We start from the raw sequence: 21,765 nt of genomic DNA on the forward strand, positions 1-21,765 counted from the left end.
TGTTCTCTATAGACCCCTGTGTTATAATATGGACAGTTTTCAGACTGAGTAGTCAGAAGGAAAGGTGATGTGCATGAAGGATAACAGACAGCCTTCCAAAAGTGCGCTCTACTATTATGTGGCGGCCATTATTGTGATTTTGGTCATTAATACCATCATTACACCTATGTTCTTTAAACCCCATGTACAGGAGGTTACCTATACGAATTTCCTGAAAATGGTGGACGAAGGCAAGGCATCCAAAGTTGAAATCAACCAGAATCGGATTGCACTTCTTTGCAAGGGTGATGACGGCAAGGAAATGATCTATGTGACGGGGCGTGTCGACGATCCTGAACTGGTCAATCGTTTGGTGAAGGCCAATGTAGAATTTTCTCAGGTTGTACCGAAGGAAGAATCTCCGATTGCAAAGTTCTTTAATAACTGGATCTTCCCATTCCTGCTCTTTATTGTCATCGGACAGCTGATTATGCGGTTCCTCGGGCCGAAACTTGGCGGCGGAGGCAATATGATGAGTTTTGGCAAGAGCAATGCCAAAGTCTACATCGAAGCACAGACCGGCAAGACATTCAAGGATGTGGCCGGGCAGGATGAAGCTAAGGAAGCTTTGCAGGAAATTGTTTCCTATCTGCATAATCCGACAAAATATAAGGAAATCGGTGCTACGATGCCGAAAGGCGTTCTCCTTGTGGGACCTCCGGGTACTGGTAAGACACTGCTTGCCAGAGCTGTTGCCGGTGAGGCCAAGGTGCCTTTCTTCTCGATTTCCGGCTCCGAATTTATTGAAATGTTCGTAGGTATGGGTGCTGCCCGTGTTCGTGATCTCTTTAAACAAGCACAGGAAAAAGCTCCTTGTATCGTCTTCATCGATGAAATCGATGCCATCGGTAAGAAACGTGATAACGGGTCTTTCGGCAGCAACGACGAACGGGAACAGACACTGAACCAGCTGCTTTCTGAAATGGACGGTTTCGATGGCAGCAAAGGGGTCATCATTCTGGCTGCAACGAACCGTCCGGAGGTGCTCGATAAGGCACTGCTCCGTCCGGGCCGTTTTGACCGCCGGGTTCCTGTTGAACTGCCGGACCTGCAGGGCCGTGAAGCTATCCTGAAGGTTCATTCTCATGATGTCAAGATTTCTCCGGATGTCGATTTTCATACGATTGCCCTGGCAACGAGCGGTGCTTCCGGCGCAGAACTGGCAAACATCGTCAACGAAGCAGCCCTGAGGGCCGTACGTATGGGACGTAAGGAAGTCATCCAGGAGGATCTGGAAGAATCTGTCGAAGTGGTTATTGCCGGTGCACAGCGTAAGGGTGCCGTGATTTCTCAGGAAGAAAAGCGGATTATCGCTTATCACGAAATTGGTCACGCGCTTGTCGCTGCCAAGCAGACGGAATCGGCGCCGGTACACAAGATTACGATTATCCCGAGAACTTCCGGTGCACTCGGCTACACGATGCAGGTAGACACGCAGGAAAAAGTCCTCATGACCAAGGAAGAACTGTTCAACAAGATTGTTACACTGACAGGCGGACGGTCCGCAGAAGAGTTGGTTTTCTCCAAGGTAACAAGCGGTGCTTCCAATGATATTGAACAGGCAACGAAGCTGGCACGGGCTATGATTACCCGGTTCGGTATGACGGATGAGTTTGATATGGTGGCACTGGAAACCGTCAATAATGCTTATTTGTCCGGAGATACGTCTCTGGCCTGTGCTCCTGAGACGGCCGCTAAAATTGACAGCGCTGTCTTTGAAGTCGTGAAAAAGGCTCATACGGAAGCACGCCGTATCTTAAATGAAAATCGTGACAAACTCGATGAACTGGCAGCCTATCTGCTGAAAAAAGAAACGATTACGGGTGACGAATTCATGGCTATCTTGAATGGCAAGGATCCGGATGGCCCGAAACCGGTCGAGGCCGAAGTTGTGCAGGAACAACCAAATGCTTAACTGCCTGTAATAAAGGGGCTGTGAAATAATGCATGTGCGTTATTTCACAGCCCCTTATCGCTTTCCGCCGTCCGCAGCCCGCATTCCGCCTATGGACGAAAAATGACAAGGCATTTTTCTAGAAACTTATAAAAATAAAACCTAAAATTTAGGTTTTCTGCTAAATTTCAGGTTTTACATAATTATTTATTTGAATCAAAACCTTCAATACACTGTTGTAGGCGAGGCTAAATGCCATAAGCTAAAAGCCAAATGCGCTTTTTTGTTTTTTCACAGTCCCTTTTCAAAAAGGATTTGTGCTGATTTTGATGCACTTTCCTCCTGTTTTGTCTTATGCTTTGACGCCTCTTTTCCCATTCTTCACATTATATGATATAATAACGGGTACAATTTTCTGATGACGCTTCTTCGTGGCGTGCTCCCCGCGAATTTGCACGCATTTTCGAGTGGGCGGAAGGAATGATGGATATGGAAATGAATAATTTACCCTGGAAAAATGAACCCGGTATTTTTAATCTCATAAAAGAACATCTTGATGAAAATGGTTTCTTCGCACCGGAACAAATTAAGGATAAAAATTTGCTTGAAAGTTATCCGACGGTTTTTCTGGATCCGGGAGCTGCCGATATCTTTCTCTCGGATATGCATATTGAAGGGCAGGAGGGCCTGGCAGAACCGATTTGGCAGACACTTATCGCCTATGCAGAGAATCCCGACCCTGAAACTGCCAAGAAAATCTATTATGGACTTTCGGCAACGCCGTTTATCTTCTATTATGATGCCATCGTCGAGCTCATGTCACAGGCACCCATTCCCGATGCGCTGTGGCAGCTCTGCAACGACTGGCTGCACGAGGCGATTAATCCGGAGCCGATAAAGCTGGCCATCACTGTGGCCGGGCTGTATTTGCTGAATGAAGAAAATCTGAACCGTGCCCAGAGCCTCAAAAAGGATTTAATGCTGATGGCGCGCTGCGAAGAATTCACGAATTATGTCATCTATGCACTGGAGCTCGGCCATATGCTGGAAGAGAATGATTTGTGGGAAATCATGAACCACACAAATCGCTGGGGCCGCGTCAGTGCCATGGAGATGTATAATTACGTAACGCCGGAGGAAAAGCATTGGCTCCTGCTGAACGGATGGGATTTGAACGTAGACTATCCGGCAATTTCTCTGCTGATTTTAAAGCGGAGCGACATGATGGACCTGCTGGAACAGGACGCCATGTCCGCAGAAGATTTTGCGGCCGTAATGCATACAGTTGTTGATTACGTGGACTTTTTACTGAACTTTGAACCGCCTACCCGGAGGGCGGCGGAAGAGATGCCGGTCATTCAGCTGTACAGCCTGCTGCAAAAATGCATTCTTCATGCCAAGGCGCATCATAAGACGTTGGAAGAGGCGGCCGTCCTGATGAATCTGTCGCGCGAGCTGCAGACTATGGTGGATCAGAAGAATTGGGATCAGCTCAGCATGAACCAGTGTCACACCCTGATCAGTGCTATTGAGTCCCTTGTCTATGAGACGCCCTGGAAGGAAATCCTGCCCAAGCATCTGCTGAATGAAGACGGCAGTACGAATCTGCTGGCCGTACAAATGGCCTACGCCATGGAAATCCCAATCCACACCAGGCTGTGGAATCTTTTGAAAAAGGATCCGATGCGGACGGAACTTTATCCTTTCCTGCTTTCGACGGAAAGCAAACGGTCTTTTGACCGGGTACTAGCTTTCGCTGAAGCCCACGTCAATGAGTATCTGGTGGATGAGCGGACAATTGTGCCGCTTTTGGTGGCCTTGACTCAGCACCCCGGCGAAGGTGAAAATATTCTGGCACCGGCGCTGACGAGTCTTTACGAAAGCGTGCGGGCCAATGCCATTACTGTCCTGGAAACCTGGCCGGATAAAAACTGGTCCCCTACCATTCAGCTTGCACTGATGAAAGCAAAGGAAATGACGGCGCAGCCATTTTTGACGTTGCGTCTGAATGAACTGCTTCGTCATCGGGCACTGCAGGTGGAAGATTTGAGCGCTGCGTTCTTCTCACATTTATCATAACCATAAAGGGGCTGTGAAATAATGCACACGCATTATTTCACAGCCCCTTTTTCACGCTTTCAGCTGCTCGCCGCCCGCATCCCGCCCATGGAAGAAAAATGCCTTTCATTAAACCAAACCGTCAGGTTGGGTATTCCTTTGGGACCTTGTATCATATGTATTGGGACTTTACCCCTCTTCTGGGGGAAAGTGCTACACTGTAGAAGATGCTGTGGATTGGTTTTGGGACCTACCGATTAACGGTTTGAAGAAGACTCCAACCACAGCTCTTTGCAGCGATGTTAATTAGTTAGATACCGCCAGACGGTTTATATAGAACAAGGATACATGGCAGAGAGTCTGTGGTTTCAGCATCATATTTTTTAGGAGGTTTTATATTATGATCTACGTTGGAATTGATGTGTCCAAAGACAAACATGACTGCTGCATCCTTGACCCAGAGCATAAGTCCAGGTACAAGCAATTTACTATTACCAATGATTGGGAAGGCTTTGACTTTCTGCTGAAGCAGATATGCTCTTACAAACAACCGGCAGAAAACATAAAAGTAGGGCTTGAAGCCACCGGACCTTACAGCGAGAATATCACCAGATTCCTGCTGAATAACGGGCTACCAACTTATGTCTTCAATCCCATGATGACAGATCAATACAAAAAGAGTCATAGCCTTCGCAAAACTAAAACCGATCGCATTGATGCTCATTTTATAGCCTGTATGTTCATGTCCGATTTGGATCTCAAACCCTACGTTCCTAAAGAATACCACAATGAACGTCTCATGTCACTTACCAGATCTCGGTTCAGAATGGTTCAGGCAAGAACAAAGATTAAACAAGACGTGGATCGGCTTGTGGTTCTCAACTTCCCTGAACTAGGAAAATATATGAACCTGAATTCTGCTACTGCTCACGCTATATTCATGGAATATCCTACCCCCGAGGAGCTGGCAAACGCCAATTTGAAACACTTGAAAAACATTATTCACAAGGCATCCAGAGGCAGCTTAAATGAGGATTTGGCTGAACAAATTCGTGACGAAGCAAAAAAATCTATCGGTAAACACAACAATCTGGGCAATGAACATGAATTGCGGGCGAACATCCGGATTCTTGAGGACTATGATGAAGAAATTCGCAAAATCGAGGCTGAGGAAAAGGAGCTGCTGAGCGAGCATCCGGAACCTATACTTACAATTCCTGGGATTGGTGCCGTCACAGGGGCTGCAATTTTAGCGGAAGTCGGGGATTTTTCCAGGTTCTCTTCTCCCGACAAAGTTCTAGCCTATGCCGGGCTTGCACCGTCCAGGAACCAGTCAGGACGCAGAAGTGGGATAGGTCGAAGCGCCCACATGGAGAAAAGAGGGTCACGTTATCTACGATTTGCGCTCTTTAACGCAGCGATATTCGTCTGCCGGTACGAACCCGCCTACAAGGAATATTTGGCTAAGAAACTAAACGAAGGCAAGCATTACTACATAGCAATCTCTCATGCAGCCAAAAAGTTGGTACGGTTAATTTATACACTTCAGACAACAGGAAATACATACAAAACATCTGCTCAATTAATGCTTCAAAAGCAGATAAATACTAGCTCCGATTCGCAGAATTTTGCACTTGACATATGATAGTTAGTCTCCTTCCACGCAGTCGGAAGGAGGAGGCCGCGAAGTGGCGGAAGATAGTACCAATCCAATGTTAAATGCCATAAGCAAAAGGCTAAAAGCATCTTTTTAAAATAAAACCTGAAATTTAGATTAACTGCTAAATTTCAGGTTTTATATCATATTTCACTTGAATCAAAAGCTTTAACACACTGTCGCAGACGAGGCTATATGCCATAGGCCAAAAGCGTTTTTTATTTTTTCGAATTTTACCAGGCCGGATGCAGTCCGGCATGTTATCAAAGAATTGCTGTCTCAGCGGCGTGCGAGAGCAACACCCTGATAAGCCAAGAGACCGCCGCAGATGTTGCCGGCCGTGATGACAAGGAGACGGCAGAAACCGGTTCCGTCCATGGCTCCTGCCATAAAATAATAGAACATATCGGCCACGCAGTGCTCATACCCGCTCAGAATGAAAACGGTGATACCGACAAAAATGGCAAGGTATTTACCTATTTGAAGCGGAATGCTGCGAAAGCCTTCCACCGCAAGAAAAACGAATACATTGCAAAACATGCCCAGAATGAACAGGGACAGCAGCGTATCGTTATTTTTGACTTGTACCAACGCCTGGGCCGCAGCCTGATTCGCTGCCAGCAGCCGGGTCTGACGGAGCAGGAATGCTACGATTCCCGTTCCCAGAAAATTTCCGACCCAAATCACCGGGAATTCCCAAAAGCTGTTCACGGGACGTTCGGTGGCGTAGCAGACTTTTCCGGTAAACAGGTGAAATTTAAATTCACAGATGGCGTAGAGTCCGACACAGAAAAGTACGGCGCCGAGGGGTTTATTGCTGATTTGGGCGACATAAACAGCTCCGCCGAGTCCGATACAGAAACCGGCACAAATTGCGGATAGTAAGAGTTTGAGAGGATTTGTGGAAGCAGTCTTCATTTACTTGTTGTCTCCTTATTGCCAACATGGATAAAAATAGGGATTGCTGCGTTTCGTCCTAAAAACGTCAAAAGCCTCAAAACAGGGCGGAATTTTTCCACGTCTTCTTTCTGTTTTAAGCCGGACGAATTTTGTTCAAGCCCGGTTTTTCGACGTTTGACTGTAAAAAGGGGCTGCCGCATGGCGTCAGTCCCTTTACGTGGTTAATCTACAGTTGTATAGATCAAGTCAACGCTCTTTTTCATCACTAAAGTAAATGCATCAGCCGGATTATCGGAAACGTAGAGCGTATCCGGTGTCAAGGCTATTCCGTTTAATGTGCAGCCGGTAAGATTGGAAGCGTCAACCAGCGGTACGTAGAGAAAGCGATGGGGTGCCGGAAGCATTTCTTTAGACGTGTTGACAATTTCATAGAAAGCTTTCAAGCCTTTCTTGTACATGACATTGAAATCAACGGCTTTGCCTTCGGAATGGGTATGCCAGCCGCCGTCAAAAAAGGCTTCTTCCAGCGGCTTCAGTGTTTCGGACTTGCCGGTTTCGGCGTACGTCAGCGTAAAGCCTCCCTTCAGCGGCGTGATGATCCGGTTGTAGTCAGGAAGCATTGTAAAGTCGGAGGCATCCAGATCGACGGTAGCCGAACTGATGCGGATTTCGAAGCGGCGGTCTTTGTAGGAACCATCCTTTGGAAAAATGTAAAATTCCGTAGTCGTCCCGCCGGACCAGGTCGAAGTGGTGGCTTTGGAACGAGGAATTACGGATACTGTCATAAAAAATCACCTCACATATTAATCCATTGCTATGCTAGGCCAAAAACGTCAAATATTTGTCAAAAGAGAGCTTTTTTCAGTATTTTTTGTGTTCAGACGTTTTTTAGGCGAAGCATTGGTACAATGACCACGATGTTTGCGGCAGGGCAAGAAATGCCGCGTGTTCTTACAAATTTATGGAGGTGCTCAAATGGCTAAGAAGTTAGTAGAATTTGTACCGAATTTTAGTGAAGGCCGTGACCTGGAGAAAGTTGAAAAGATTGTTGATGAAGCTCGTAAAATCAAGGGCTTGACGCTGCTTGACTATTCTTCCGATCCTAACCATAACCGTTCTGTTGTAACCTGCATCGGTTCTCCGGAAGCAGTAACCGAAGCTGCTATCAATATGGCCAAGGTTGCCATCAAATTGATTGATATGAGAACGCACCATGGTGCTCATCCTCGTTTTGGTGCCGTCGACGTTGTACCGTTTACTCCGGTTATGGGCGTCACGATGGACGAATGCGTTGAAATCGCTAACAAGGTTGGTAAGGCTTATGGCGAAATGGGCATCCCTGTTTACCTGTATGAAGATGCAGCAACCTGCGAAGAACGCCGCAACCTGGCTACCGTCCGCAAAGGACAATATGAAGGTTTCTTTGAAAAGATTAAGGATCCGGCTTGGAAGCCTGATTACGGCCCCAGCGAAATGAACGCTGTTTCCGGCTGCTCTGCTGTAGGTGCTCGTGTACCTCTGGTTGCTTTCAACGTAAACCTCGGTACGGACAATGTAGAAGTCGCCCAGGCAATTGCCAAGAAAGTCCGCAATATTGGCGGCGGCCTGCATTATGTCAAGGCTATCGGCCTGAAGCTGGAAGAAAGAAATCAGACCCAGGTTTCCATGAACCTCGTCAACTACGAAAAGACCGCTGTTTACAGAGCTTTTGAAATGGTTAAGATGGAAGCTCGCCGTTACGGTGTTCCTGTGGTTGGCAGTGAAGTCATCGGTACCGTTCCGATGAAGGCTCTGCTCATGGCTGCTGAATATTATCTGCAGATTGAAAACTTCGATATCAACGAAATTCTTGAAAAACGTCTGCTGGATGCAGAAGACTGACCGAAAAGGGAGGGTAAGACCGTGTTAAGTGATATTGAGATTGCTCAAAAAAATGTAATGGAACCGATCAGCAAGATTGCTGAGAAGCTCGATATTCATCCTGAAGAGCTGGAACAATACGGCCATTATAAAGCTAAGATTTCCCTGGATGTCCTGAAACGCCTGGAAGATAAGCCCAACGGCAAGCTTGTGCTGGTAACGGCTATCACGCCTACGCCTGCCGGCGAAGGTAAGTCCACGACGAGTATCGGTCTGGTTCAGGCTCTGAATAAAATCGGTAAAAAGGCTATTGTAGCCCTCCGTGAACCGTCCCTGGGACCTGTCTTCGGAATCAAGGGCGGTGCTGCCGGCGGCGGATATGCCCAGGTAGTTCCGATGGACGATATCAACCTGCATTTCACCGGTGATATGCATGCTATTACGGCTGCTAACAACCTGCTTGCCGCAATGATTGATAACCATATCCAGCAGGGAAATGAACTGCGTATTGATGCTCGTCAGGTAACCTGGCGCCGCGTAATGGATATGAACGATCGTGCCCTGCGTCATGTTGTTGTCGGTCTGGGCGGCAAACCCTGCGGGTACCCGCGTGAAGATGGCTTTATGATTACGGTTGCTTCCGAAATCATGGCTATCCTCTGCCTGGCAACGGATCTGCAGGACCTGAAGAAACGCTTCGGCCGCATTATCATCGGTCCGGATCTGGACGGCAATCCTGTTTATGTACATCAACTGGGCTGCGAAGGCGCTATGGCACTTCTGATGAAGGACGCCATTAAACCGAACCTGGTTCAGACACTGGAACATACCCCGGCCATTATCCATGGCGGCCCGTTCGCCAATATCGCTCACGGCTGCAACTCCATCCTGGCTACCAAGATGGCCATGAAACTCGGAGATATCGCAGTGACGGAGGCAGGCTTCGGTGCTGACCTGGGTGCTGAAAAGTTCATGGATATTAAATGCCGGTACGGCAACATCTTCCCGGATGCGGTTGTTCTGGTAGCTACGATTCGTGCCCTGAAGATGCACGGCGGCGTCAAGAAACCCGATCTCGGCAAGGAAAACGTTCAGGCTGTCAGCGATGGCTTCTCCAACCTGGCAAAACAGGTCGAAAATATGAGAGCTTTTGGTCTCCCTGTACTGGTAGCTATCAATAAGTTTGCTACGGATACGAACGCTGAAATCGAAATGCTGCTCAAGAAATGCGAAAGCTACGGCGTAGAAGTTACCCTGAACGAATGCTGGGAAAAGGGCGGCGAAGGTGGTATCGATATGGCTAACAAACTGGTGGAAATCCTGGATGAAAGCCATACGAAACCGACTACGCTGTATGATGTCAATGACTCTATTCCCGACAAACTGAAAACAATCGTGACCAAGATTTACGGCGGCAAGGGCGTTGAATTCACTCCTAATGCCAAGAAGCAGATTAAACAACTGGAAGACTGGGGCGTTGACAAGCTGCCGATCTGCGTAGCAAAGACGCAGTACTCCCTGAGTGATAACCCGGCTCTTCTGGGTGCCCCGAAAGACTTCGATATCAGTGTACAGGATGTCCGTGTCTCCAACGGCGCAGGCTTCATCGTTGTACAAACGAGCAACATCATGGTAATGCCTGGCCTGCCTAAGAAACCGGCTGCCCTGAACATGGATATTGATGCCAACGGTAAGATTACCGGTTTGTTCTAATAAAAATAGCAATAAGACACTGATTCACTTGTTGAATCAGTGTCTTATTTGAGAGAAATGAGGAATTCACATGGAACTGAAAAAAATGACCGTAGCAGATTTTATCCAGGAAACCAGTTCTTCTTCTCCGGCTCCTGGCGGCGGCAGCATCGCTGCCCTGAACGCGGCTTCCGCAGCTGCTCTGATTGAAATGGTTGCTCATCTGACCATCGGTAAGGAAAAGTATGCCGCTTCCGAAGCTGAGATGAAAGAAGTCGCTGCAAAAGCTGCTGACCTGAAGAATCAATTCTTGTCTTTGATCGATGAAGACAGTACTGCTTTCAATAAGATTATGGCTGCTTTCAAGATGCCGAAGGGTACAGACGAAGAAAAGAAAGTTCGCCATGAAGCTATCCAGACAGCTACGAAAGGTGCTGCCCTGGTACCTTTTAAAGTCGGTGAAACCGCTAATAAGCTGTTTGCCCTCGCTGACGCTGTCATTATGCGCGGCAACCCGAATGCCGTAACGGACGGTGCGGTGGCTTCCATGAACGCCCGTGCTGCCGTACGCGGTGCTTTCCTGAACGTTAAGATCAATCTGGGAAGCATCAAGGATGAAGCTTTTGTAAAAGATCTGACGGATAAAATGTCTGCCATTGAAGCTGAAGTAGACGGCAAAGAACATGAACTTCTGAGCAAAGTAAATCTTTGATTGCCTGATCTGAACACAGCGCCTGACATTTCCTATGTGAATAGGAGATGTCAGGCGTTTTTTCGTATATGAAGCAAAGCGATACAGGAAATGCCGCTGTTTATAGTCTGTATTCATAATGATATGAATGATTCGTAAATGAAGTGCCATAGAATCTATTAATCTTAAAGAAAATTTTGCAATAAAATTACTTCTTTAATGAGCCGACGGTATGATGAGGCGCCTGAAAAGCCCTTTATCGCTTATAAATTTCCTGCAAATAAGGGCAAAAAAATGACCAGTGAACCAATACAATTCAGAATTATACAATTTGGAGAATCACTTTAACATACGATAAGGGCCGAATAATTTATTTGACGGTACAGAAGAGAAATGTCATAAAAAGACTCAAAATCTGTGTTGTGCTATCAATTTTAGAAAGTAAAAAAAGCGCATGAAACCTTGTATTTTCGCATACTGACAACAAAAAGTTACAATGTTTAGCAAAGTAAAACGGTAAAACGATAAATTCCGTCAAAAGTTTCAGAAAAGAAAAAGACAAAAGAATCAGAAAAATAAAAACTATAATCGCTGTTTTTTGACGTTTTTCAGTCAGTCATGACGTACAATGGGGCCGTAATTTAAAAAAGAAGCTGAGCAGGCAGCTTCCGGACTCGGTAAAATTCATATAAAGGAGTTGAGAGTTTCATGGGTATTTTGTCCAACCCAATTGTACTTTCCGTTATTGTAATGACAGCTTTATGCTTGCTGAAAATGAACGTGCTCTTAGCCATTCTGGTTTCAGCCGTTGTAGCCGGTCTCACCGGGGGCATGGATCTTCCCACCACGTTTTCTACACTGATTAAAGGTATGGGCGGCAACTCTGAAACAGCTTTAAGTTATATCCTGCTTGGTATCTTAGCTGTTGCCATTGGCCGTTCCGGTGTGGCGGACATTGCAGCCCGCAAGATTGCAAAGCTCGTAGGCTCGAAGAAAATTCTTTTCTGCTTTACCATTGCTTTCTTCTCTTGCTTCTCTCAGAACTTACTTCCGGTTCACATTGCTTTCATTCCTATTCTGATTCCGCCTCTGCTGCACGTTATGAACAAGATGAAGCTGGATCGCCGTGCAGTGGCCTGTGCTTTGACATTCGGCCTGAAAGCTCCTTACGTTTCCCTTCCTGTTGGTTTTGGTCTGCTCTTCTTCACTATCATTAAAGACCAGATGGTTGCCAATAACGTTGACGTAGGAATTGGTGAGATTTCTTCCGTAATGTGGATTGCTGGTGTGGCTATGGTCGTCGGCCTGATCCTGGCTGTGTTCCTGTATTGCGCTCGTGACCGTGAATACAAAGATTTGCCGATTACCGGCGTGCAGGATGCCACCGAAAGTGAATCCAAGATGACTGCGGATTGCTGGAAAGCACTGGCAGCTGCTATTGTCGCTTTTGTAGCACAGCTTTACTTTGAATCCCTTCCTATCGGTGCTGCCTGCGGTCTTGCCCTGATGATTATTACTGGGGCTATCAAGTGGAAGAACATTGATGATTATGTCAACGGCGGTGTTGCCATGATGGGCTTTATTGCCTTCGTAATGCTGGTAGCTGCCGGGTATGCCCAGGTACTGCGTGATACTCACTCTGTAGAAGCTTTGGTCAACGCAACGACTTCCGTCATCAACACGAAGTTCGGCGGTGCTTTTGTAATGCTGGCTGTAGGCCTTCTCATCACGATGGGCATTGGTACTTCTTTCGGTACGATTCCGGTTGTCGCTTCCATTTACATCCCGATGGGATATAAACTGGGCTTCTCCACCGGTTCCATCATCCTGCTGATTGGTATTGCTGCAGCTTTGGGCGATGCAGGTTCCCCTGCTTCCGACTCCACGCTGGGCCCGACTTCCGGTCTGAATGCGGATGGTCAGCATAACCACATTTGGGATACTTGCGTACCGACCTTCATTTTCTACGATATTACCCTGTTTATCGGCGGCTTGATCGGTGCCATGATTCTCGGATAAGAAAGATGACTTCGGCTGCTGTTCCTGTTAAACGGCAGCCGATTTACTTGGAAAATTCACTTCGATGAAGTAAAAGAAATAAAGTTTTTAGAGGTTTAAGGAGGATGTATTTAAAATGTTATTAAAGGATGTAAAGGCTATCAAAGAAGTTACGCTGAATGGCAATGACCTGACCCTGGAAGAATTGATTGCTATTTCCCGCTACGGCGCCAAGATCAAAGTTGATCCGGATGCTGTTGCCCGCATCAAAGCTTCTCGTGCTCTGATTGATGACATCGTTGAAAACGAAAAGGTTGTTTATGGTGTAACGACCGGTTTCGGTTCCCTCTGCCGCGTTTCTATTTCTAAGGAAGACTGCAGCCAGCTGCAGGAAAACCTGATTCGTACCCATTGCTGCGGCTACGGCAACCCGCTTTCCCGCGAAGTTACCCGCTGCGCTATGACGATTCGTGCTAACGCACTGGTTAAAGGTTACTCCGGTGTTCGTCTGGAAACCCTGAATACCCTGGTTGACATGATTAACAAAGGCGTTCATCCTTATATTCCTGAAAAAGGTTCCCTCGGTGCTTCCGGTGACCTGGCTCCTCTGGCTCACATGGTACTTCCGATGCTCGGCCTTGGCAAAGCAGAATATAAAGGCGTGCTGATGGATGGTAAGGAAGCTATGGAAAAAGCCGGCATTCCTATCATTAAACTGGTTGCTAAGGAAGGCCTGGGCCTCATCAATGGTACCCCGATCCTGACCGCTATGGGCACCTTCGCTCTGTGGGACGGCATGATGCTCCTGAAACAAAGCGATATCGCTGCTGCCCTGACGATTGAAGCTAACCGCGGCATCATTGATGCTTTCGATGAAAGACTGCATACGATTCGTCCGCATCGCGGCCAGCTCGATACTGCCTACAATATGCGTTCCCTGCTGAAGAACAGTACTTTCGTAACCCATCAGGGCGAACTCAAAGTTCAGGATCCGTACTCCCTCCGCTGCGTGCCGCAAATTCACGGCGCCAGCAAGGATGCGCTGGGCTTCGTAAAAGAAAAGGTAGACATCGAAATCAACTCCGCTACGGATAACCCGATTGTGCTTCCGGATGGCGATGTAATTTCCGGCGGTAACTTCCATGGTGAACCGATGGCTCTTCCGTTCGACTTCCTGGGCATTGGCCTTTCTGAAATCGCCAACGTTTCCGAACGTCGTCTGGAACGTACCATCAACAACTCTCTGTCCGGATTCCCATCCTTCCTGGTTAAGCATTCCGGCCTGAACTCCGGCTTCATGATTACGCAATATGCAGCCGCTGCTCTCGTCAGCGAAAACAAAGTTCTGGCTCATCCTGCTTCCGTAGACTCCATCCCGAGCTGCGAAAACCAGGAAGACCTCGTTTCCATGGGTGCCTGCGCTGCCCGCAAAGCTGAAGAAATCTGCGGCAACGTTCGTCGTGTCGTCGCTACCGAAATCCTCGCTGCCTGCCAGGCCATTGACCTGCGCGACGGTGAAGGCTTCCATCTGGGCGATGGTACTCAGGCCGCTTACAACGCTGTTCGTAAATCCAACAAGTTCATTGAATACGATAAGGATATCCAGATGTTCGACGAATTGCAGAAGATCACCAAGACGGTTGCCGATGGTGATATCCTTGAAGCAGTTGAAGAAAAAGTCGATCTCAAGTTCTTCTAAAATCCATACCCTCGAACAAAGCTCCCGCTTATCGGGAGCTTTGTTCAATTTTGGAGGGAAACGGAAAGTGCTGTACGAATTATGCTGCATCAGGTTACCAGGAGGCTGGCACGTGATGGCATGACAGCTCGGCGACCGGATTGGTTCATAATTTTGAGCTGACTGCCCGTACCGGAATAATATTAACTGTTGCTTTTTTGCAGGGATGGTTTTCCACATTGTGTTCAATGAGAATGCTGTAGACATTGCGTGACTGCGGCATTCTTTTGTAGATTGAGTTATTTTAATTTTTGTTTTTTATTGACGGAAAAGTTGTTTTTTGGACGTTTTTGGTCATTTCATTGACGTTTAGCTTCTATTTCCGTCAAAAAACGTCTAAAAAGATTATTTTAAAAATATGCTAAAAATTGAATAAATTAGACGTTTTTTTGATGTAGGCTTCGTACAATAAGGTCGTAAGAAACGAGAGAATGCGATTCCTCGTAAGTGATATAGAAAAAAGGAGTGGATTCAAATCATGAAAAATGCTGACATTGCAAAGGCTATGACCATTAAACTGGAATTTCCTAACGGACTGCCTCCAAAGAAAAAATTTGTGGAAGGTATCCGCAGAGCTCCGGATCGTGGTTTCCGTCTGACCCCTGCTCAGACCGAAGTGGCTCTGAAGAACGCGCTCCGTTATATTCCGGAAGAATATCATGAAGAACTGATTCCTGAATTCCTGGAAGAATTGACGACCCGCGGCCGTATCTATGGTTATCGTTTCCGTCCGGAAGGCCGTATTTATGGCAAGCCTATCAATGAATACAAGGGCAAATGCACTGAAGGTAAAGCTTTCCAGGTCATGATTGATAACAACCTGGACTTCGAAGTGGCTCTGTATCCGTATGAACTCGTTACTTATGGTGAAACTGGTTCCGTTTGCCATGACTGGATGCAGTATCTGTTGATTAAACGCTATCTGGAAGAAATGACACCGGATCAGACCTTGGTTATGGAATCCGGTCATCCTGTAGGATTGTTCCATTCTAAACCGGAAGCTCCGAGAGTCATTATTACCAACGGTCTTATGGTTGGTGAATATGATAACCTGAAAGACTGGGAAATCGCTGAAGAAATGGGCGTTGCTAACTACGGTCAGATGACTGCAGGCGGCTGGATGTACATTGGGCCGCAAGGTATCGTTCATGGTACGTTCAACACCATCCTGAATGCCGGCCGTCTGAAACTGGGCATTCCTAACGATGGTGACCTGAGCGGCAAACTCTTCGTAACGTCCGGTCTGGGCGGCATGAGTGGTGCTCAGGGCAAGGCTGCTATCATTGCTAACTGCGCTGCTATCATCGCTGAAGTTGATGAATCCCGTATCAAGACCCGTCTGGATCAGGGCTGGATTACCGGCGAATCCGATTCTATTCCTGAAGTTATCAAACTGGCTCAGGATGCAATGGCTAAGGGCGAAGGCAAAGCCTATGCTTACCATGGCAACATTGTAGACCTGCTCGAATACATTGCTGACCATGATGTTCATGTAGACCTGGTTTCCGACCAGACTTCCTGCCACAACGCTTATAACGGCGGTTACTGCCCGCAGGGCCTGACCTTCGACGAACGTACGAAGATGCTGGCTGAAGATCCGAAACACTTCCGTGAACTGGTTGACAAGTCTCTCCATGCTCACTTCAATGCTCTGAAGAAAATCACCGCCAAGGGTGTATACTTCTTCGATTATGGTAACTCCTTCATGAAGGCTGTGTTTGATTCCGGTGTCAAGGAAATCTCCAAGAACGGCATTGACGATAAAGACGGGTTCATTTGGCCGTCCTATGTAGAAGATATTATGGGACCGCAGCTGTTCGACTACGGCTATGGCCCATTCCGCTGGGTATGCCTGAGCGGCAAACCGGAAGATCTGCATAAGACCGATATGGCTGCCATGAGCTGCATCGATCCGAACCGTCGTTATCAGGACCGCGATAACTATATCTGGATCCGCGACGCTGAAAAGAATAAGCTCGTTGTTGGTACCCAGGCTCGTATTCTCTATCAGGATGAAGTGGGTCGTGTAAATATTGCCCTGAAGTTCAACGAAATGGTTCGTAAGGGCGAAATCGGACCTGTCATGATGGGCCGCGACCACCACGACGTATCCGGCACGGATTCTCCGTTCCGTGAAACTTCCAACATCAAAGATGGTTCTAACGTAATGGCTGATATGGCTGTACAGACCTATGCTGGCAACGCTGCCAGAGGCATGAGCCTGGTAGCTCTCCATAACGGCGGCGGTACTGGTATCGGCAAGGCTATCAACGGCGGTTTCGGCCTGGTACTGGACGGCAGCCATCGTGTAGACGAGATTATCCGCAGTGCTCTGAGCTGGGATGTTATGAGTGGTGTTGCACGCCGCAGCTGGGCTCGCAACGAACATGCTATGGAAACGGCTGTTGAATTCAACAAGACCCGTGCCGGCATTGGCCATCTGACCATTCCGTATCTGGCTGACGATAAGAAAGTCCATGATGCTGTAGCTAAGGTTTATCCGACCGCTCATGTCATCAAAGACTAATGTGTCAACTTTAAATTGAATCGGAAAGCGATTGCTGCCGCAGGGCGGCAATCGCTTTCCATGTATTCACAGGAATATGAAAAAGGAGCCGAATGATGGGAAAAACTCTGTTGATTAAAAATGCGGCCCAGATAGTAACTCCGCAGGGAAAAGAAGCTCATTTCGGCAAAGAAATGAGCAATTTGAAGATTTACGAAAACGCTTCTATCCTCGTTGAGGATGGCAAAATTGCTGCCATTGGCACCGATCCTTCCTGGGAAAAGAAAGTTCCGGAAGAAAATCAAATTGATGCGGCCGGCAAGGCCGTTTTGCCGGGCTTTGTAGACTCTCATACTCACCTCGTTTTTGGTGGTTATCGTCCGGATGAATTCCTGTGGCGCATGGGCGGTATGAGCTATATGGATATCATGAACCGCGGCGGCGGCATCGTAAATACCATGAAGGCAACTCGTGCTGCTTCCGAAGAAGAATTGGCTGATCATGCCATGGACCATTTAAAAAAGATGCTTGCCATGGGCGTTACGACCGTGGAAGCAAAGAGCGGCTACGGCCAGGATTATGATACGGAAATCAAACAACTTCATGTAACTCAGAAACTCAATGCCTCCCAGCCCATTGAACTTGTTTCCACATTCCTGGGAGCCCATGCTGTACCGCCTGAATTTGCAGGACGGGGCGATGATTTCATCGAATTCCTGCTGAAGAAGGTTATGCCGACGGTGGCCAAGGAGCATCTCGCTGAATTTTGTGATGTCTTCTGCGAAAAAGACGTATTCTCTGTGGAACAAAGCCGTCACTTACTGACGGAAGCCCGCAAGATGGGCTTTAAGCTGAAAATCCACGCTGATGAGATTGTTTCTCTGGGCGGCAGTGAATTGGCCGGTGAGCTGCACGCTACCAGTGCTGACCATCTGCTGCACGCTTCCGACGCAGGGATTAAAGCAATGGCAGAGAACAAAGTCGTCTCTACGCTGCTGCCGACAACGGCTTTCTGCCTGCGTGAACCTTTCGCCCGTGCACGTGAAATGATTGATTCCGGCTGCGCTGTGGCACTTGCTACGGACTTCAACCCGGGCAGCGGCTTTACGTTCTCTGTACCATTGATGATTGGTCTGGCTGTAATCTATATGCACATGAGTGCTGAAGAAGCGATTACCGCACTGACTCTGAACGGTGCCGCCGCTGTTGACCGTGCGGACCGGATTGGTACGCTGGAACCGGGCAAACAGGCTGATATTGTTATTCTGCAGTATCCTTCTTACAAGTTCCTGCCATACCATACCGGCATCAATATTGTCGAAAAGGTCATCAAGAAAGGTGAACTTGTCATCGGGTAACCTATAATACTCTATATAAGAAGGGGCTGTGAAATAATGCACACGCATTATTTCACAGCCCCTTTTTGCGTCTTATAAAACTCCCCGAAAGGATTTTCTTTTCTGTTTTCTTCCTGCTGCTATATTGAAACTGGTAAACTCGTTCTTTCCTTTGTTTTCTGTATGATTTTATATTATAATGTATAGGTATTATGGGGTAGTATGTTGTTTTTAACTGGAGAGGAAAATACTGAAATCAAAAGATTTTTAAACTTATCAGTATTTTCTACCGGTTGCCTGATTTTATTTGAACGGTGAGGAGGATGGCATGTCTTGTAAGTTGGAAGCGCGCTTTCTTGGCGCACCGGTCATAAAAAAAGATGGGAAAGAAGTCTTTTTCCCGTACAACAAGGTCAATGCCCTTGTGTATTATATTCTCGTCAAGGGAACCGTCATGCGCGATGAGCTCAGCGGAATCCTGTGGGGTGATAAGTCGGATGCCGTTGCCAAAAAGAATTTGCGTAATGCGCTCTACGAGACCAAGAAGCTGCTTGGGAACGATGTCTTCGTATCTCCACGAAAAGCCATTATCAAGGTCAATCCGGACGTTTCCTTTACTGTGGATGTCAAACAGTTTGAGGAGGATCCGGGCAACCATCTGGAAACGTATCAGGGAAGTTTTTTACAGGGGTTCTATATCAAGGATGCTCCCGAGTATGAAAACTGGTACCTGACGGAGCGCGATCGGCTGGAAGGCATCTATATCGATGCTCTTTTTCAAAAATTGAAGGAAGCTGTGGCCACGCGCAATATGGCCCATGTGTCCAGGTATGGAAAGCAGCTGATTGCACACAATCCATATGACGAAAGTATTTACATTCTGCTTTTGAAGACGTATTGTGAATCCGGGAATATGCGCCAGGCTTTGGAACTGTATGACGAAATGAAGAAGCTTTTCCGTGAGGAACTGCAGAGCAGCGTACCTCCGGAAATCGAAGACATGATGAAACATGCCGAAGCCAGGGAGCGCAGTGCACAGGCTGAAACACAGCCGCAGATGGAAAATACGGCTACGGGCCGTGAGAAAGAGCAAAAGGCTGTAGCTGAAATCCTGCAGCATTTCCTGCGCGGTGACGGAGGAGACACACTGCTGCTTCGCGGGGATGCCGGAAGTGGCAAGACTATTGTGAAGGATATGGCACTCAAAACGCTTCCCCCTGATGTGGCTGTGATACAGTGTCACTGTTATCAGCCGGAGCAGAATATTTTGCTGCGCCCCTGGACGGACGTGATGGAAGGGCTGCGGAATATGATTCAGAAAGAACATATCCGCGTTCCCGATGTCGATGCGAATCGCCTGTACCGTCTTTTTCCACAGCTTGACCTGACGGAAGGCAGAGAAGTCGGACTCGGGGAAATCAAGGAACTTTTAAAGTTTGATGCAATTTTCCATACTCTTTATTCCGTGCTGGATGCTGTGACGACCAATCATCCCGTCGTAATCGTCTTTGAGGATGTGCAGTGGATGGATACGCTCAGCTTGTCTCTGCTGAGCAGTTTGATTCTTCACAAGAAATCGCGCCGTTTCATGTTTTTCCTGACGGCTCGGGAATCTCAGGAAAAGGAATTTCAGCAGTTTGAAACATCCGTTTCCATGTATGGTAAGATGCAGATTTTTGACTTGCAGACTCTTTCTTTGGAGGACGTGCGGCACTTGGCCGAGCAGCGTGACCTGGGGGTCAAGGTAGATGATAAGCTGGTGCAGCGTCTTTATGACGAGTCGGAAGGGAATTTATTCCTTCTGAATGAGTACATGATGGCTCTGAAGACGACGGGCAGTCTGGATAATCTGACCGAAAACGTCCGGGCGATCTTTAAGAGTGAGTGTATGACACTGAATGATGATCAGCGCAAGATCCTGGATTTTATTTCGCTCTTCTATGACGGTGCGCCGCTGGCCATGATTTCGGAATATATGCATATGAGTAATCTTCAGGTTTTGGAAAGCCTGGAAGTACTGGAAAAGAAAAACTTTATCCGTCCGATTCCGCAGCAGCCTGAGGTGCTCTATGAAATCGTTCAGCAGAAACTAAAGGACTATCTTCACTCCCAGCTGTCTCCGGAAAAATGCCGGATTTTGCATGGCTTTGTGGCTGAACTGTGGGAAAAGCGCCTGACGCACTCCACTCAGGATATCCGGATTTATCGCCACCTTGAATATCATTACAAAGAAGCAGGCGAGCTGGTCAACATGGGGCGCTACAAACTGAAGACCCTCATGTATTATCTGGACTTCAGCAACGAACTTTTCCCTGTTTTAAACAGCAGCGACGGCCAGGAAGACCGGGCGGAAAGCACTTCCATGGAGCTTCATCTGGACGAATTTCTTGCCGAAGTCAATGAGATGATGCATACGATCCATCGGACCTACGGGGATACGGCCGAGGTCAAGGATCTGGAAATGACCTACATGCATCTCATGGGACGCCATTATATCCGGACCGGTGAATATGAAAAGGGTGTCCGCAACATTCTGAGTCTGCTGGAACTTGCCGGTGAAGTCCATAATCTGGATTACCTGCTTATGGGTTACAAGCAGATGATTTATTATGATATCCAGATTGGCAATACGGAAGAAATGAAAAATTACCTGGAGCTTGCCCTCAATGTGGCTGATGAGTGCAACTACCACAAGGAAATGGGTATCCTGCTGAGACTGAAGGGCCTGAACATGATTATGCAGGGCGACTTCAAAGAGGCGGAACGTCTGCTCCGGGAATCCATCTCGACGCTTATGGTTACACAGAGTGTCCAGCGCCGGTATGCTCTGAATATTGCCGGTGCCTATAATTACCTTGGTGAAATCCGCCGCGGTCAGGGCCGGCTGCAGGAGGCCCTTGATTTTTACAAAGAGGCAATGCAGTATGCTTCGAATCAAGACGCCTATAGTTCGTGGGTTGTTTTTTCCTGCAACGCCGGTATTGTGTCCTATGAAATGAAACAATATGACCTGGCGAAACAGTATTTTAATCAGGCTTATGAGCTCTTCCCCCGTTATAATTTCTATTGGCGGCACCCGATTGTTGAAGCGTATCTGGCGCTGCTTAATATGCAGGATGGAAAAGAGAAAGAAGCTCAAAAGTTTTTGGATGACGCCCTGGCTAAACTGGGGAAGATGAATAATCCCCGGGAAGCCGGATATGTCTATATGGTCATTGCTTTGGTCAAGCATGGTTACCCGGAATCGGCGCTGGCAAGTCATTATCCGGGAAGCATGTCAAGTTATGCAACGCGGGCCCTGCAGGTTCTGGACCAGTACCGGGATGCATGGGAACGCCAGGAATTAGAAAAATTGTTCTGTATTACCAGAAGGTAAGGATGAAGGAGGAACGAAT

13 protein-coding genes are annotated in these 21,765 nt (G+C 47.4%); 11 read left to right on the forward strand and 2 right to left on the reverse strand.

Annotated features, from left to right (window positions below):
- Positions 1 to 73: 73 nt before the first annotated feature.
- The 3 genes from ftsH (at position 74) to LKE33_04105 (ending at position 5,636) form a co-directional block, all read left to right on the forward strand.
- Positions 74 to 1,954: an ATP-dependent zinc metalloprotease FtsH gene (gene ftsH / locus LKE33_04095; protein MCH3950107.1), complete on the forward strand. Its 1,881-nt coding sequence runs from the start codon at positions 74 to 76 to the stop codon at positions 1,952 to 1,954.
- Between the two features lie 459 nt (positions 1,955 to 2,413).
- The gene (locus tag LKE33_04100; GenBank protein MCH3950108.1) at positions 2,414 to 4,012 is read left to right on the forward strand and encodes a hypothetical protein; all 1,599 of its coding nucleotides are present in this window, start codon (positions 2,414 to 2,416) and stop codon (positions 4,010 to 4,012) included.
- 379 nt (positions 4,013 to 4,391) lie between these two features.
- Positions 4,392 to 5,636: an IS110 family transposase gene (locus tag LKE33_04105; GenBank protein MCH3950109.1), complete on the forward strand. Its 1,245-nt coding sequence runs from the start codon at positions 4,392 to 4,394 to the stop codon at positions 5,634 to 5,636.
- Positions 5,637 to 5,927: 291 nt separating this feature from the next.
- Here the strand turns inward: LKE33_04105 and LKE33_04110 are convergent, their stop codons facing one another.
- The gene (locus tag LKE33_04110; protein ID MCH3950110.1) at positions 5,928 to 6,566 is read right to left on the reverse strand and encodes a formate/nitrite transporter family protein; all 639 of its coding nucleotides are present in this window, start codon (positions 6,564 to 6,566) and stop codon (positions 5,928 to 5,930) included.
- Positions 6,567 to 6,769: 203 nt separating this feature from the next.
- Complete coding sequence (locus LKE33_04115; protein ID MCH3950111.1) at positions 6,770 to 7,333, reverse strand: HutD family protein; 564 nt, start codon at positions 7,331 to 7,333, stop codon at positions 6,770 to 6,772.
- A 190-nt stretch (positions 7,334 to 7,523) separates the two neighbouring features.
- Here LKE33_04115 and ftcD point away from each other — a divergent pair, with 190 nt between their 5' ends.
- The 8 genes from ftcD (at position 7,524) to LKE33_04155 (ending at position 21,746) form a co-directional block, all read left to right on the forward strand.
- Entirely contained in the window at positions 7,524 to 8,429 is a 906-nt protein-coding gene (ftcD, locus tag LKE33_04120; protein MCH3950112.1) for a glutamate formimidoyltransferase, read from the forward strand.
- Positions 8,430 to 8,450: 21 nt separating this feature from the next.
- Positions 8,451 to 10,121, forward strand: coding sequence for a formate--tetrahydrofolate ligase (locus tag LKE33_04125; protein MCH3950113.1), 1,671 nt, complete (start codon positions 8,451 to 8,453; stop codon positions 10,119 to 10,121).
- Between the two features lie 70 nt (positions 10,122 to 10,191).
- The gene (locus tag LKE33_04130; GenBank protein ID MCH3950114.1) at positions 10,192 to 10,812 is read left to right on the forward strand and encodes a cyclodeaminase/cyclohydrolase family protein; all 621 of its coding nucleotides are present in this window, start codon (positions 10,192 to 10,194) and stop codon (positions 10,810 to 10,812) included.
- Between the two features lie 687 nt (positions 10,813 to 11,499).
- Positions 11,500 to 12,810, forward strand: a complete 1,311-nt coding sequence (locus LKE33_04135) for a Na+/H+ antiporter family protein (GenBank protein MCH3950115.1) — start codon at positions 11,500 to 11,502, stop codon at positions 12,808 to 12,810.
- Positions 12,811 to 12,925: 115 nt separating this feature from the next.
- Positions 12,926 to 14,488, forward strand: coding sequence for a histidine ammonia-lyase (hutH, locus tag LKE33_04140; protein MCH3950116.1), 1,563 nt, complete (start codon positions 12,926 to 12,928; stop codon positions 14,486 to 14,488).
- A gap of 517 nt (positions 14,489 to 15,005) precedes the next feature.
- Complete coding sequence (locus LKE33_04145; protein MCH3950117.1) at positions 15,006 to 17,054, forward strand: urocanate hydratase; 2,049 nt, start codon at positions 15,006 to 15,008, stop codon at positions 17,052 to 17,054.
- A gap of 92 nt (positions 17,055 to 17,146) precedes the next feature.
- Positions 17,147 to 18,391 (forward strand): imidazolonepropionase, encoded by a 1,245-nt coding sequence (hutI, locus tag LKE33_04150; protein ID MCH3950118.1) that lies wholly within the window; start codon positions 17,147 to 17,149, stop codon positions 18,389 to 18,391.
- A 307-nt stretch (positions 18,392 to 18,698) separates the two neighbouring features.
- Positions 18,699 to 21,746, forward strand: a complete 3,048-nt coding sequence (locus LKE33_04155) for an AAA family ATPase (GenBank protein MCH3950119.1) — start codon at positions 18,699 to 18,701, stop codon at positions 21,744 to 21,746.
- Positions 21,747 to 21,765: the final 19 nt, after the last annotated feature.

It is taken from the genome of Acidaminococcus sp., assembly GCA_022482815.1.
Lineage (GTDB): Bacteria > Bacillota > Negativicutes > Acidaminococcales > Acidaminococcaceae > Acidaminococcus.